This is a genomic window from Methylocaldum szegediense (assembly GCF_949769195.1).
Taxonomy (GTDB): Bacteria; Pseudomonadota; Gammaproteobacteria; order Methylococcales; family Methylococcaceae; genus Methylocaldum; species Methylocaldum szegediense.
Genome location: NZ_OX458333.1, coordinates 3969243 through 3983586, shown reverse-complemented (window position 1 = coordinate 3983586; position 14344 = coordinate 3969243). Strand labels below are relative to the sequence as shown.

Sequence of the window (14344 nt, the reverse complement as noted above, 5' to 3'; positions counted from 1 at the left end):
GCTCCGGGCAACAACCTACTGGGATAGGCTTTTGGTCCCATGGCAATTCCGTACCAAGGCCGATTTTTTCCGACGCATATGAAAATTTACAATCTCTTCCCGCGGCTCGCGGGTCCTCTGCATCAGTGGAAGCCGCATTTGGAGAGAGCGGCGGACATGGGATTCGATTGGATCTTCGTCAATCCTGTTCAAAAGCTCGGACGTTCCCGCAGCCTCTATTCCATCAAGGATTACTTTCAAATCGACCCCTGGTTGCTGAACCCCCGATCCTCCGCGGCACCGGAGACGCAAATGCGCGAAATCGTGAGCCAAGCGGAAAGTCTCGGGCTCGGCATGATCGTCGACTTGGTCATCAATCATTGCGCCTACGATTCGGCCTTGCTCAAGCAGCATCCCGAGTGGTTCGTCAAACAAGGCCCCCGCATCGCCCATCCTTATTGCATGCACGACGGCGAAAAGGTCGTCTGGCGCGATCTCGCTCAGTTCGACCACCTCAACACGTCTGATCCGGAAGGTCTCTACCAGTATTGCCGTGATGTCGTCGAATACCTGATCGGTTTGGGTTTCAAAGGACTGCGCTGTGACGCCGCATACCAGTTACCCAGTCGCTTCTGGGCACGGCTTATCGAAGAAACCAAGCGGGCACACCCAGACACCGTATTTCTAGCCGAAACCCTGGGTTGCAGTGCCGAACAGACGCGGGAAACCGCTCGGGCCGGTTTCGACTTCATCTTCAACAGCTCGAAATGGTGGGATTTTTCTTCTCCCTGGCTCCTCGAGCAATACCAGCTCACCCGCGACATCGTACCGTCCATCAGCTTTCCGGAAAGCCACGATACGGCGCGCGCATTCGCTGAGTACCAGCAGAATATCGAAGCCATCAAACAGCGTTATTTCTTCGCGGCGCTTTTTTCCGCCGGCGTGATGATCCCGATGGGATTCGAATTCGGTTTCCAGAAACCACTTCACGTCGTTCACACGACACCCGCCGACTGGGAGAACACGAGTATCGATTTGACCGGCTACATTAAACAAATCAACGGAATCAAGAGCCGGCATCCGGTATTCAACGAAGAGAGTGTCACTCAACTCATTGACCACTCCAATCCGCAAATCTTGCTGATGCACAAGACCGCCAGCCGAAAGCGCAACGAAGCCTTGGTCATCCTGAACAAAGATCCGTGGAATCGGCAGAACTTCGTCTCCGACAACCTGTATTCGCTCATTCAAAGTGAACCTCCGCTGTTCGACGTTTCGCCGGAATGGCCTCTGGACTACCTGCCGACGCCGTTCCAGTTCGAGCTGACGCCGGGAATGGGGAGAGTCTTAGTTACACAGTAACAAATCCGTTCACCCAAACCCGTGACCACTCCCAAGCCAAATACCAGAGTCATGGTTCGCTCAAGTAATAAACTAACTTCTAACCTGAACCTTGCTCGGCGTTTTTTCGCACCAGTTGATCGCTTAAACTAGCCCTGTCAAGTTCATGTTAGGCAACCGGACGCACCTCATGACCCAAAAGACCCCGCCTAAAGGCAAGCAAACAGACGCCTCCGAAGCTCAAGCGAAAGGAAAACCCGCAAAAGCTACTGAAAAACAGCGTGCCCAAACCGGTCGACCGAAGGATGGAAAAGCAGAGGCCTTATCGAACATCACACCGGAGCGTGTGGCAGTTTCCGCGAAATCCGAGTCTGCTGTGTCCAGAAACATAGCTGATCAAGCACCTGAACAGACTTCCTCTCCCACCATGGCATCGGCAGCAAAAGCTCCGGAAGCACCCGAAACAATCTCGCCCGAGGTTTCGGAGAAAAAACCGGAAAACGCCCGATCAGAAGCCTCCTCGCCCGATACGACCCGTGTTTCGCCGGCTCAGAAAAACCCGGTCGAGCGCGTTTCCGTCGCCTTCACCGCAGAACTTCCTGAGGCAGAACCGACGCTCGAGGATAAGAAAACATTGGCGGAAACGGACGAACCCCCTTCCGTTCCGGTAAACGCCGAGGACGCGATGCCGACAACCGAACCAGTCTTCCTCAACCACGCGCCAAACGAAGAGCCCGTGCCCATGGAGGCAGCCGGACCCGCGCCGGTACCGCAAGATCTGAAACCCTCGGAAGAAACACCCCCACCCGAACCGGAGTTCATACTGGCGGAAACGGAACCGCCGGCGGCCCAAGTCGAGGCTAAGCCCGAACCAACGCCGCACCATACCGTTTCGGCGATCCCGTCGATGTTTATCATCCAGATCACGCCCGAACTCGCTCCGGTAGCCAAAGTTGGAGGTCTCGCCGATGTCGTGTTCGGCCTCAGCAACGAACTGGAAATCCGCGGTAATCACGTCGAAATCATACTACCCAAATACGATTGCCTGAGATACGACCATATCTGGGGTTTGTGCGAAACCTACAACGACCTGTGGGTACCCTGGTACGGCGGCGCCATTCATTGCACTGTCTATTTCGGATTCGTGCACGGCCGTAAGTGTTTCTTCATCGAACCGCATTCGGCCGACAATTTCTTCAACCGCGGCTGCATCTACGGTTTCAACGACGACGTGATGCGTTTTGCCTTCTTCACGCGGGCGGCCATGGAGTTCCTTTGGAAGTCAGGCAAGAATCCCGAAATCATCCACTGCCATGATTGGCAGACCGCGCTGGCGCCGGTGTTTTTGTTCGAAATCTACAAATTCCTTGGTATGACCCACCCGCGGGTGTGCTTCACGATCCACAATTTCAAGCATCAAGGCGTCACCGGCGCGCAATTGCTCCATGCGACCGGGCTCAACCGGCCGGAGTACTATTTCCATTACGACCGGCTGCAGGATAACTTCAACCCTCACGCATTGAACCTGATGAAAGGCGGCGTGGTCTATTCCAACTTCGTCACGACCGTTTCACCGCGCCACGCGAGCGAAGCCAAGGATCAAGGTCAGGGGTTCGGTCTCGAGCCTACGCTCCATATCCATCACGTCAAATATGGCGGCGTCGTCAACGGCGTCGATTACAACGTTTGGAACCCGGAAATCGATCGCTATCTTCCTTACCACTTCGGCTTGGACAATATCGACGACAAGTACAAGAACAAAAAGGCGCTGAGAGACCGCCTAATGATCGCCGACAACGAAAAACCCATCGTTGCCTTCGTCGGCCGGCTGGACCCACAGAAGGGGCTGGAACTGATTCGCCACGCTATCTTTTATACATTGCATCGGCGCGGTCAGTTCGTACTGCTCGGCTCCAGTCCAGACGGACAGATCAACAGCTATTTCTGGAGCCTGAAACATCAGCTGAACGACAATCCCGATTGTCACATCGAAATCGGCTTCAACGAGGAACTCTCGCACCTCATCTACGCCGGCGCAGACATCATGCTGGTACCCAGCCAGTTCGAACCCTGCGGACTGACCCAATTGATCGCCATGCGCTACGGCACCATACCGGTCGTGCGGGAGGTCGGCGGGCTCGCGGATACGGTGTTCGACAAGGATTATTCGTACAAGCCGCTGCACGAGCGCAATGGCTACGTGTTCAAGAATTACGATTACAGCGGACTGGAATCGGCATTAGGACGGGCATTGAGCTGTTATTACGACTACCCCGAACACTTCCGGGAGTTGATGAAAAACGCGATGCGTTACGACTTCTCGTGGAAGAATCCGGGACAGGATTACCTCAATATCTACGACTACATCCGCGAGAAATAGGGCCGGTGCAGTGAGAGCCCATCCCGAGTCTGGTCGAAGAGCTCGGGGAACCCGAGCCTACCGAGATAGGCCATATAAGCCCGCCGGAACGCCGGTCAAACGCGCGAGAGCCTGAGTGGCTTGATTAATACCTTGGAGGCACGTTGGGCGTTATAGGTGGTTCGCCGCACCTCGGGCAAATCGTCCGGGCTCGCCGGCTCAAAACCCCGCTCCCGGAACCAGTGTGAGGTCTGGGTGGTGAGCACGAACAACCGGTCCAGGTGCAGGCTGCGTGCCTTGGACTCTAGATAGTCCAACAAACGCTCGCCGCGCTTTTCACCGCGGTAGTCGTTATGAAGCGCAAGACAGGCCAACTCGCCCATCCGCTCTTTCCGAAACACGTGCAGAGCGGCACAGCCGATGATGAGGCCATCTCGCTCGATCACGACGAAATCGTCAATATCCGTTTCCAGACGCTCGCGCGAACGCGGCACCAGTATACCGGCTTGTTCTAGCGGTACGATGAGCTCGAGCACTCCGGTAACATCCTGTACCTTCGCTGGACGCATGGTTTCGAAGGGCGTCTGGCTGATCAGTGTTCCTATGCCGTCTCGGGTGAACAATTCGAGTAGCACGGCACCGTCGATGTGACGGTCGATGAGATGAGCACGCTGGACGCCTTCGCGGCACGCCTTGATGGCTGCCTTGAGATGCGGAACGACTTCCTTGCTGGTCAAAGCGCCTTCATCCATCAACAAGGACTCGGCCTCGCCGGTTGTGAGCTGTCGGATCAGATTGCCGTCCGCACTGGAGACACAATCTTGTTCTGTCAATAGCAACAGTTTGTCGGCCCGGAGCGCGATCGCGGCCGAGGTGGCCACCTGTTCGGCATTGAGGTTAAACACCTCGCCGGTAGGCGAATAACCGATGGCGGAAAGCAGCACGATATCGCCTCGGTCCAATGCGCCGCGAATCCCATCAACATCGATGCGCCTGACTTCGCCGGTGTGCTGGAAATCCACACCATCGCGGACACCCACCGGCTTGGCCGTGACGAAATTGCCCGACGTCACCCGGATGCGTGCGCCAGCCATCGGCGAATTGGCGAGGCCTTGCGATAACAAGGCTTCGATTTCCACCCGAACCGTTCCCGCGGCTTCCTTAACGCATTCGAGCGCGACTTTGTCGGTAATGCGCAGTCCTTTGTGGTAACGCGCCTCGACGCCACGGGCGCTGAGACGTGCGTCGATCTGGGGACGGATCCCGTGTACCAGAACTAAGCGCACGCCCAAACCGTTAAGCATGGCGAAATCGTGAATCGTGTTCGGGAAACCGTCATCGGCAACGGCCTCCCCACCGAAAGACACGACGAAGGTTTTACCTCGATGCGCGTGGATGTACGGCGAAGAATCGCGAAACCAGCGGACGAAATCTCCGGGCGAGGTTGGCAGAGGCATCGTTGGTCAAGCCGTGGGCTGGATGCAAAACCGCTCGATCAATCGGCTCAAGATTTCGGTTCCTGAGCGGATATGTACGAGCGGAAGGTATTCGTCGGGTTGATGAGCCTGTTCGATATGACCCGGTCCCATCACGACAGTCTGAAGTCCGAGTCTCTTCAGAAACGGCGCCTCGGTGCCGAAAGCCACGGCACCTGAACTGTGGCCTGTGAGTTCTTCACAGCAGCGCACCACTTCCCCGTCCGGATCGCTCTCGAACGGCGGCAATCCCTCGAACATTGGGCGAATTTCCAACGAGAGCCTTCCCGCTCCGCCCAATACAGGTTCCAACCGTTTTGCCAGTTTCTCGTGCAAATCCTCGAGTTCCATTCCCGGCAATGGACGAATGTCGATCTGGGTTTCGCAGTGGCCACAAATCCGGTTTGGGTTGTCTCCGCCGTGGATCGAGCCGAGATTCAGCGTTGGATAGTCCACCTTAAACGCCGGATTGCGATACCGCTCCTTGAGTTCATCCCGGAAAGCCAGTACTTCCGACAGAACGGCATGCATGCCCTCGATTGCATTCGCGCCCAAGGAGGGATCACTCGAATGGCCAGCCTTCCCCTTCACCACGATCGATTCAAGCATGACGCCTTTGTGCATACGGATCGGCTTGAGCCCAGTTGGTTCGCCTATAACGGCGTATCGCCCGAGTTTCACTTGGTCGGCCACCAGAGCCTTCACCCCGGACATCGAACTTTCTTCGTCTGCGGTAGCGAGTATCACCAAGGGATGCCGAAACGCCTGCGGTTGGAAGCGGCTCGCCGCCTCCATCGCCAGCGCGAAAAACGATTTCATATCGGCGCTTCCGAGGCCGTAGAGTCGGCCGTCCTTTTCCACCGCCTTGAAGGGGTCCGAAGACCAAAGGTCGGGATCACAGGGAACCGTGTCGGAATGACCGGATAAAACCAGCCCGGCATTGTCCTCTCGGTTGCCCAGCGTTGCGATGAGATTGGCTTTTCGATCGCCAACCTGACGGATTTCGATAGAAAAGCCCAGTGCGTCCAACCATTCCGCCAAAAGACCGATGACCGGAAGATTGCTCTGGTCGTAACGGGGATCGGTGGAACTGATCGAGGGGCGCGCGATGAGCGCCTCGATCATTTCGAGCGTTTTCGGGATCGAGCGACGCACAGCCTCAGTGTTCTCCAAAACTCATATCGGTTATCGCGTCCAGAGAAGCGGACAACGCCAGCTTAGCATATTCCGCCAGCATATCCTTCTGTATTACACAGCTTGAACTGGTGCCAAGCTGAGAGCCACGATCGAATCTCGTCCTCGCGAGGTGCAACCTGGTTTCTCGCTTCTCGACGTCGATGGGTCGATGGTAATGGTGCCGCGTCTTCGACCAAACCCACGACCACAACGGCGAAGGCGGGCAAAAGCTGCTTGCGCATGCCGGACCCGCCTTTCGGGCCCTTCGTAGCGTAGCAGGATTTCGTTGGCTTTTTGGACCTTCCCGTCCCGAATCGCCTTCAGGGCCAATTCTTCGCAATCGAATACCCGGGAATCTCCTCTAGAAAGGAAAGTCCTATCTTTTCGGTAAACTCGGCGACCGTACCCTCGTGTACGAGAGCGCCTTTTGACGATGATCAAGCAGCGGTCCATTTTTGTCAGTTTATTGAGGAAATGTCTCTTCGCCTGCGCCTTGGAATCGGGACGTGTACCCGCCAACAGCCGGGCAAGTGTTTTGCCAGTCATCGCGAAAGACTTGCCAACGAATAGTCGCTCATGGCCAACATCTTCAGCAAAGATAAGATGCCGCCGATCTCAGTCGGTTCCGTCATGGCATAGCGTGACAGGGAACGGGCTTCTCTGTCGGACATCAATCATCCCCAAACGCCGGCGGAGCCGAGTTACGGCTTGTAAATTCAGCGGCTCGGTGGATCTTTCACTACCAGGATGTCGCGGCTTGGAAGGGATAGGTGCTGCCTCAACCAGAATGCCATCAGACACCACGGCCTGCCTTTTACAACCTAGGTGAACCGTATGCTCGGAGCCTCTCAAAAGCCTTTGCTGGGCCAAAGGGTCTTTGGACCTAACGGAATAGGCTCTTAGAACGAGCTCCAGCTGCTTTTCTTGCGCCAGCTCAAGCGTGGCAGGACGACTCCTAGGAAAATCCCGCCGAGAAGTACGCCAGCACCGATCATGAACCAAGCCTGGCGTTGATCTTCGTCCAAAGCCTGCTTCTCCCGACGAAGCGTGTCCAACTCCCGCTCTAGGTTGACGACACGCTCCCGCAGCGCATCGCGTTCGGCCTGAATTTGAATGGCATTGGCTGAGGACTGGCGGATTGCCATCAGTTCCGTGTTCAGGCGGGCGTTTTCCCCCTGAAGCAGTTCGGCCGCCTTATCGGTGTTCTGTTTACCGGTCCTTACGGTAGCCAATTCGGCTTTCAGGCGTTTGTTTTCTTCCACTGCCGCATCGAGTTTTTTCGCCATTTCGTCCAGCCGGTTGATGGCGATGGGTTGTTCAGACAGATACCGGCTAAGTATCCATCCTTCCTCGCCGGTTACCAAACGCACCAAGGAATAGCCAGTCTGGGGATTTGTCTCTAGCACGGTAAGCTCGGTACCAGAGGGCACCATCTTGATGATCTTATGCTGCAAACTCTGGCCTCTGCGCATCTGCACTTCCAGCCTGTCAGTCACATAGGCTTTCTCTGCCGCGTGGACCATAAAGGGAGCAAAAAGGATGAACACGAGAAGATTTAGTTTGGACGTATTTTTTTGCATTGGCAGAGCAATTTTTTTATCAACAGCGAGAGGAGGAACTAGGACCCACAGCCGAATCGAGTGCACAAAGCTTTGCGCAGAATAGCCCGTCTGCTGCGATCAGGTGAAACCCGATCCGAGCGCCAGGCCAATCATTCCGCTATGTCGAGAAAAACGCAGGGCGTTTTTCTTCGCCCTGCTCCCTTATATTTTTTATGTTACAGTCCCTTGAGCAGAGCTTCTGCTTTATCCCGTTCCGCAAAATTTTTCTTTTCCTTCAAGAGACGTTCAAGCTCCTTTCGCGCCTCGTCTTTCCGCCCCATTTGAGCCAGGGCTTCGGCCAAATGAATACGTATCTGACCAATATGGGGTGCATGCACGGCAGCATCCCGCAACAAGTTCAAGCCCTCGGCCTGTTTGCCATTCTGCACGAAAATCCAGCCGACCGTGTCCATGACCTCCGGACGATTTTCGGACGCGGCTAGCAGCTTTTCGGCTAACGGAAGAGCTTTATCACTGCCCAGTTCCTGGTATAACCAAGCCAAGTTGTTTTGGATGACGGTGCTGCCCGCCGCTAGACTTTGAGCCTTCTCATACGCCTCCACGGCTTCCCTCAGCCTCCCGGATTCCTGATAGGCCATCGCAAGTGTCGTCCACGCATCGACATCTTCCTGAGACGATTCCAGCCACTGGGTCAGTCCGTCGAAAGCCTCCTTGTCTTGCCCCAAAGCGCGTCGTGTTTGAAACAGGAGCCGCGCCAAAATCGAGCTCGGAGCCGATTGGAAGGCCTTTTCGTATGCCGGCAACGCCTCCTTGAACTGCTTCTGAGCGAATCGGATATCCCCTTCCACTTGAAAGCCCGCAGCCGACTTCGGATGCGCAGTCTTGATACGTTCAGCAATCTTTAACGCGTCGTCGTATTTTTTCTCCCTTAGCTTTAGCTCTGCCTGGGCCAGAAGGGCCGGTAAATAATCGGGGGTTTGTTGTAAAGTCTGCTCCCATTCCGCCACCGCGGCTTGCTTTTCGCCCTTTTTGTACAGCATTTGGGCAAGCTGATGACGATATTCCGGATTATTCGGAACCTTGCTCACTAGTTTTTTGAACGTCGCAATGGCACTGGCCTCTTGCCCGTTGGCCATCTGGGCCAAGCCTAGGCTTTGCAGCGCCATGAGGTGATCGGGATGATCGCTCAAGGTCGCACGAGCAACCTCAAGTGCTTGCAAGGCCTTGCCCCTCGCCAAATAGAATCGGGACAAGGTCACCGCCGGCTGCAGCGCCTTAGGATTCTTTTCCCGCGCCTCCGTGAGATGTTTCTCCACGCTTTCAAAATCTTTGCGCATCTCGGCGATTTGAGCCAGACCGATATGCGCCGCCAGGTTCTTCGGGTCGTGTTTGAGAACCTGCTGGTAACGCTGAGCCGCGGCATCGGGGTTGTTGCCGCTAAGATCAAGTTTCGCCAGATTAAGTGCGGCTGTCGCATAATCGGGCTTGAGCCTCAAAGCCTGCTGCCAGTGCTCGCGCGCCTTTTCCGTATTCCCCTTCGCCATATAGGCGGCACCTAGCAGATTGTGCGGCATCGGGTCGCCCGGCATTTTGCCCTTCATTTTCTCGGCCGCAGCAACCGCCTCGTCCAGCTTCTTCTGCTGGATCAGGGCTAGAACCAGCAGCACATCCGCCTGCAACAGATTCTGATCCAGTTCGACGGCGGATTTCAGATCGTCCACCGCTTGTTCCATTTGCCCTGACGCAATACGCCCTAGAGCCAATTGCGCTTTCACTGACGCCACGTTGGGCGCGAGCTCGGAGGCTCGGTTCAGGTACTCCGTCGCCGAATCGTATTGTTTCGCCTGGAGGTAAGCGCTGCCGAGCAGTGCGAAGAACTGTGAGTCGTCGGATGCCCGATCCTCCAACCCCTTCAATGTGCGGATGGCTTCACTCGGGCGACCCAGCTTCATCTGCGTCGCCGCCAACAACTTTGCCGCAGGCAACTGCTCGGGAAACGTTCGGACATATTGCGCGAGATTGTTTTCCGCGGATTCGTATTTGCCCTGCCGATATGCGACCACTCCTAAAAGCAGTCTGCTGGGGAGATGATCCGGGAGCGCGCCAGTGACTTTGACGAGTGCGTCCTCGGCTTCCTGCAATGCCCCCTTCTGAAAAGCGATGACCGCCTCTAGATATAAGGCCAGCGGAACTTCTCCCGCCGATTTTCGAACTTCATTGATATCCTTTTGCGCCTCATCTGCCTTGTTCGAAGCCAGATAGGCCGTAGCTCGCCCGAGACGCGCCCTTATATCGAAAGGCTGAAGATCGAGCGCCTTGGTAAACGCGTCGGCTGCCCCTTGCAGGTCACCAGACAGTCTCTTCGTTTCTCCCAAAACGATCCACGCGTTAACGTTCTTGGAATCCGCGGCGATGGATTGGTTGGCGTATTCGATTGCCTGCTTGTACCGTTTTTGTTGCGCTTCCAACATGGCCAGCCCCAACAGCGCATCGCTCGCCTTTGAATCGAACTTCAGTGCGGCATCGAAACTCTCCTTTGCCTGCTCTGTCTGTTTAAGCAAAATATGAGCCAACCCTCGAATACCCAGGATTTGAGCGCGAAGCATGTCGTTCAAGCGTTCATCCGGCGAGATTTGATCCAGAACGGCTTTCGGCTTGTCCTGCAGCAAGTAGGCTCGCGCCAGAGAGACGATCCAACTTTCCTTCGGAGCCCCCAGGTCTCGCGCTTTTTCCAGTTCTTTGGCCGCTGACGGACCATCGCCCAACTTCAGATAAGACTCGCCCAACAGCACCCGCGCATCGGCGTTTTCCGGATTTGCCTGAAGAGCGTTTTTCAGCTCGATCACAGCTGCCTTGGACTCGCCCTTCCGCAAATAATTTCTAGCCTGCTCGAGTGGGTCCTTCTCGGCGCTCGCCGCATTGCAACCAATGGTCGCAGTTAATAGAAGAAACGCTTGAAAAAACCGGACCATGTTGACCGCCTAAATTTTGAGATTGAACTTGCTCAAAAGGGCATAGAGCGTTGGACGCGTAATCTCGAGGATTTCTGCCGCCTTGGTAACGTTCTCGCCGGCTTCACTCAGTGCCGCGCAAATGGCCTGTCGCTCGGCCATATCGCGGGCCTCCCTCAAACTCCATAATCGCCTTTTGAACTCGCCCGGCGCCAGTTCCAGATCCTTGGCTTCAATGAGAGGACCGGAAGCCATAACGACCGCCCGCTTGACCTTATGCTCCAGTTCCCGAACATTTCCCGGCCAGTGATAAGCCTCCATGGCAGCCAATGCCCCGTGACTGAACCCGAGGATATTGGTGCGGCGCATTTGGTGCACAAACTTATCCAGGAACGCACGCGCCAAAACCACCACGTCTCCGGTCCTTTCCCGGAGCGGAGGGATATTGATGATCATCTCGTTAATGCGGAAATAAAGATCCTCCCTGAACTTCCCTTCACTGATCAGCTTGGTAAGATTCTGGTGGGTGGCACAAATCAAACGCACGTCAACTTTGATCGGCTGTCGTCCCCCGACCCGCTCTATAACGCGTTCCTGTAAAACTCGGAGCAGCTTCGGCTGTAATGAAAGCGGAATATCGCCGATCTCGTCGAGAAAAAAGGTTCCGCCGTCAGCCAACTCGAATTTGCCCTTAGTTTGCTGAGTAGCGCCGGTAAACGCCCCTTTTTCGAAACCGAACAGCTCACTTTCTAACAAACTGTCCGGTATCGCGGCGGCATTGACGGCTACGAAAGGCTTCTTCGAACGCGGACTCAAGGCGTGGAGTGCTCGTGCGAGCACTTCCTTACCGGTGCCACTCTCGCCCAACAGCAATACGGTAATGTCGGTCGGTGCCAGGCGCTCGACCATGCGACATACTTCGTGCATCTCCGGACTGGCTGCGATCACACCGACAAGCGGGTTGGTAATGTGCATCCGCCGAAACTGGCGATTTTCTTCCTCCAGCCGGTAAAGACGGAATGCCCGCTCCACTACGAAAGACAAGGTTTCCGGTTCGATCGGCTTTTGATAGAAATCATAGGCGCCGAGTCCTATGGCCTTAACCGGGTTGACTTGGTCATCGTTGCCGGTGATGACGATGACTTTGGTCGTCGGCGCAATAGTCAGGATTTCGCTGAGCGTAGCGAAACCTTCGCTTACGCCGCCGGGATCCGGTGGTAATCCGAGATCGAGCGTGACCACTGCCGGCTGGTTGCGTTTAACCGCCGCAATGGCGGATTCCCGGTCATCGGCCACAAGAACCTTGTATTGCTCAAAATTCCAGCGAAGCTGACTTTGCAGCCCAAGGTCGTCTTCGACGATTAATAACGTTTGCTCGCTCAAGCGGACTTCACCTCGTTTAGGGCAAGCGCCTCGGAATCAGATACGACGGGTATGGAGAAGGTGAACAGCGTGCGCTTGCCCGGTTCGCTTTTCACGCTGAGCTCCCCTCCCAAAGAACGTATGTACTCGCGGCTCTCGTACGCACCTATGCCCATACCCGTAACGCCTTTCGTCGTTTCGAAAGGCTTGAACAGACGGGTACGGATAAATTCCTCGTCCATGCCTACACCGTTATCCTCGACCTCAACGGTAGCATATCCGTTTTCACTCAATCCCATTCGAACGCGCACTCGACCGTTCTTACCGGCAGCATCCTGGGCATTCTGAATAATATGTTCGAAAGAGGACGCTAGGCGATCGCGATTGGCTTTGATCCGGATCGGTTTCCTAAACATATCACAGGTGGGGATTGGCGCCTGAACCATCCGTGCTTTCACAACTTCGCGAAGAAGCTCTCCAAGATCGATAATCTGCTCCGATTGTCCAGAACCGGAGTTCTTCAATTGAGACAACAGCCGACTCATCCTCCCGACCGCATGGTCCACCGTTTTTATAGCATCTCGCATGAATTCAGGATTATTGTGATGCCGCTCCGCGTTACGCACCACCAAGCTTAGTTGCGCGATGAGGTTTTTCAAATCGTGAATAACAAAAGCGGAGAGGCGATTGAAACCCTCGAACTGCCGAGCCTCCGCCAGTGCCCTACCGGCATCCTCGAGCGCTAGATAGCTCGCGGCCAATCGGCTGGAAGTCTTCAACAGATCGATGACCTCCCAATTCCATTGTATCGATGTACGCGGACGACTCAGTAACACAAGCCCCATCATTCGATGCTTCTGCTGAAACAACGGCACTAACAGCCACGCATCGCAGTTGGGTCTGAGCCAGGACGGACGGACGACACCGTGATACATCTCTGGCATCTCCACCATCTCGGGCAAATTGACGATCCATTCCTTATCTTCCATATAGCGTACCAGGGCATCGTCGCGATCGATGAAAGAGATGTCGCAGCCAGGATCTCCAAAGCATGCCCGCCACACCAAGTGCCCGTTTGATTCGCGCACCCAAAGCACGCCGCTAGGGCTCTCGACAGCTTGCCCCAAAGCTACGATGACGCGCTCTTCCAGCGATAATCCGGAAGCGGTGTCCGAAAGCATCGTGATGATGCGTAGCCACTCCTCCCGGTAATCATACGCATAGTTGAAAAAATTCTTGCTCAGGAAAACCCGCATACGTGCCCGCATCTGTCCTGAAAAAAGGAGCAACGCGAGCAACAAGAACGCCCCGACCAAAAATACGATTTGTGCTACGGCTCCCCATTCCCCGCCGTAAATCTTGATGTAATACCCGGCGGTCGCCATGAGCAGCAGATAAAAGCCGGACCCGAGCAAAGTTGCCGAGTGAAAGACCACCTGGCGGGAGACGAACACGTCTACCGACCATTGGGGATTGCGGGCAGCCGAAACGATCAAGAGAGGGGGCAACAGGGCGGATACGGCACCGCGCGCGGTCCACAGGTCCGAATTGATATGTCGGAACAACAAGGCATCCGAGTAAAGATAAAAGTCATAGGCGAACATGCCTCCCAGTGCGAAGCACAGAAACTTGATCCGCCATCTAATATCGGTCCGGACATTGCGGAAATATTGCTCGATCAGGATCAGACCGATCAGGGCCAGACAGACATGCCCTGACAACTGTAATGCGGGCCAAAAAACGTCCGGAAAGGCTTGGTCTAAAACCGGCGAAATCCAGACATAAGCCGCCACAACACCGGCCGCCACGTGAACGCCACGATCGATGAGTTTCGACACTGTCGAACATGATCCGGCGCCGCTTTCTTTAAGCGGATTGAACAGCCTGCCGAGAAAAAGCAGCCATATATAGGTCCGAATGATCTCGACCGACCAAATGAATGCTGAGGGAAAAAAATGATAGAGGTCCTGTAAAGCCAGGATGCCAGACCAGGCGGTAGTTACCGCCGATGCCAGAATCAGCCAGCGACCTGTAGCATTACCGCGCCAACTAACCAGCACCAGCGCGGTCAAGAAGAGAAAAGCAAAAAAACCAGCCAAATAGCTGACGGCGCCGATCGTCATGCGTCTTCTGCGTTAA

General features: G+C 55.3%; 9 protein-coding genes. 2 read left to right on the top strand and 7 right to left on the bottom strand.

Annotation, left to right across the window (positions count from 1 at the left end; all coding sequences use genetic code 11):
* Nucleotides 1–78: 78 nt before the first annotated feature.
* Nucleotides 79–1341 (top strand): alpha-amylase family glycosyl hydrolase, encoded by a 1263-nt coding sequence (locus QEN43_RS17300; protein ID WP_026609556.1) that lies wholly within the window; start codon nucleotides 79–81, stop codon nucleotides 1339–1341.
* Between the two features lie 406 nt (nucleotides 1342–1747).
* Nucleotides 1748–3700: a glycogen synthase gene (gene glgA, locus QEN43_RS17295; RefSeq protein ID WP_235726534.1), complete on the top strand. Its 1953-nt coding sequence runs from the start codon at nucleotides 1748–1750 to the stop codon at nucleotides 3698–3700.
* Between the two features lie 95 nt (nucleotides 3701–3795).
* On the opposite strand, the gene argA is transcribed toward glgA, so the two are convergent.
* The 7 genes from argA to prsK all read right to left on the bottom strand — a co-directional run bounded on the left by argA (nucleotide 3796) and on the right by prsK (nucleotide 14328).
* On the bottom strand, nucleotides 3796–5136 hold the full coding sequence (gene argA, locus QEN43_RS17290; RefSeq protein ID WP_026609554.1) for an amino-acid N-acetyltransferase: 1341 nt from the start codon (nucleotides 5134–5136) through the stop codon (nucleotides 3796–3798).
* Between the two features lie 6 nt (nucleotides 5137–5142).
* Nucleotides 5143–6309 (bottom strand): acetylornithine deacetylase, encoded by a 1167-nt coding sequence (argE, locus tag QEN43_RS17285; RefSeq protein ID WP_026609553.1) that lies wholly within the window; start codon nucleotides 6307–6309, stop codon nucleotides 5143–5145.
* A gap of 563 nt (nucleotides 6310–6872) precedes the next feature.
* Nucleotides 6873–7001 (bottom strand): hypothetical protein, encoded by a 129-nt coding sequence (locus QEN43_RS17280; protein ID WP_268870459.1) that lies wholly within the window; start codon nucleotides 6999–7001, stop codon nucleotides 6873–6875.
* 228 nt (nucleotides 7002–7229) lie between these two features.
* Complete coding sequence (locus tag QEN43_RS17275; RefSeq protein ID WP_317963438.1) at nucleotides 7230–7826, bottom strand: TIGR04211 family SH3 domain-containing protein; 597 nt, start codon at nucleotides 7824–7826, stop codon at nucleotides 7230–7232.
* Between the two features lie 281 nt (nucleotides 7827–8107).
* A complete protein-coding gene (gene prsT / locus QEN43_RS17270) occupies nucleotides 8108–10864 on the bottom strand; it encodes an XrtA/PEP-CTERM system TPR-repeat protein PrsT (RefSeq protein WP_026609551.1) in 2757 nt (918 codons plus the stop codon).
* A gap of 9 nt (nucleotides 10865–10873) precedes the next feature.
* Nucleotides 10874–12226: a PEP-CTERM-box response regulator transcription factor gene (gene prsR / locus QEN43_RS17265; RefSeq protein ID WP_026609550.1), complete on the bottom strand. Its 1353-nt coding sequence runs from the start codon at nucleotides 12224–12226 to the stop codon at nucleotides 10874–10876.
* On the bottom strand, nucleotides 12223–14328 hold the full coding sequence (gene prsK, locus QEN43_RS17260) for an XrtA/PEP-CTERM system histidine kinase PrsK (RefSeq protein ID WP_317963437.1): 2106 nt from the start codon (nucleotides 14326–14328) through the stop codon (nucleotides 12223–12225). Before prsK ends, prsR begins: the two co-directional genes overlap by 4 nt.
* Nucleotides 14329–14344 lie beyond the last annotated feature (16 nt).

Coding starts and splice junctions, on each gene's coding strand:
- prsT (WP_026609551.1), bottom strand. CDS start 10,864: ATGGTCCGGTTTTTTCAAGCGTTTCTTCTATTAACTGCGACCATTGGT.
- QEN43_RS17300 (WP_026609556.1), top strand. CDS start 79: ATGAAAATTTACAATCTCTTCCCGCGGCTCGCGGGTCCTCTGCATCAG.
- argA (WP_026609554.1), bottom strand. CDS start 5,136: ATGCCTCTGCCAACCTCGCCCGGAGATTTCGTCCGCTGGTTTCGCGAT.
- QEN43_RS17280 (WP_268870459.1), bottom strand. CDS start 7,001: ATGTCCGACAGAGAAGCCCGTTCCCTGTCACGCTATGCCATGACGGAA.
- prsK (WP_317963437.1), bottom strand. CDS start 14,328: ATGACGATCGGCGCCGTCAGCTATTTGGCTGGTTTTTTTGCTTTTCTC.
- glgA (WP_235726534.1), top strand. CDS start 1,748: ATGGCATCGGCAGCAAAAGCTCCGGAAGCACCCGAAACAATCTCGCCC.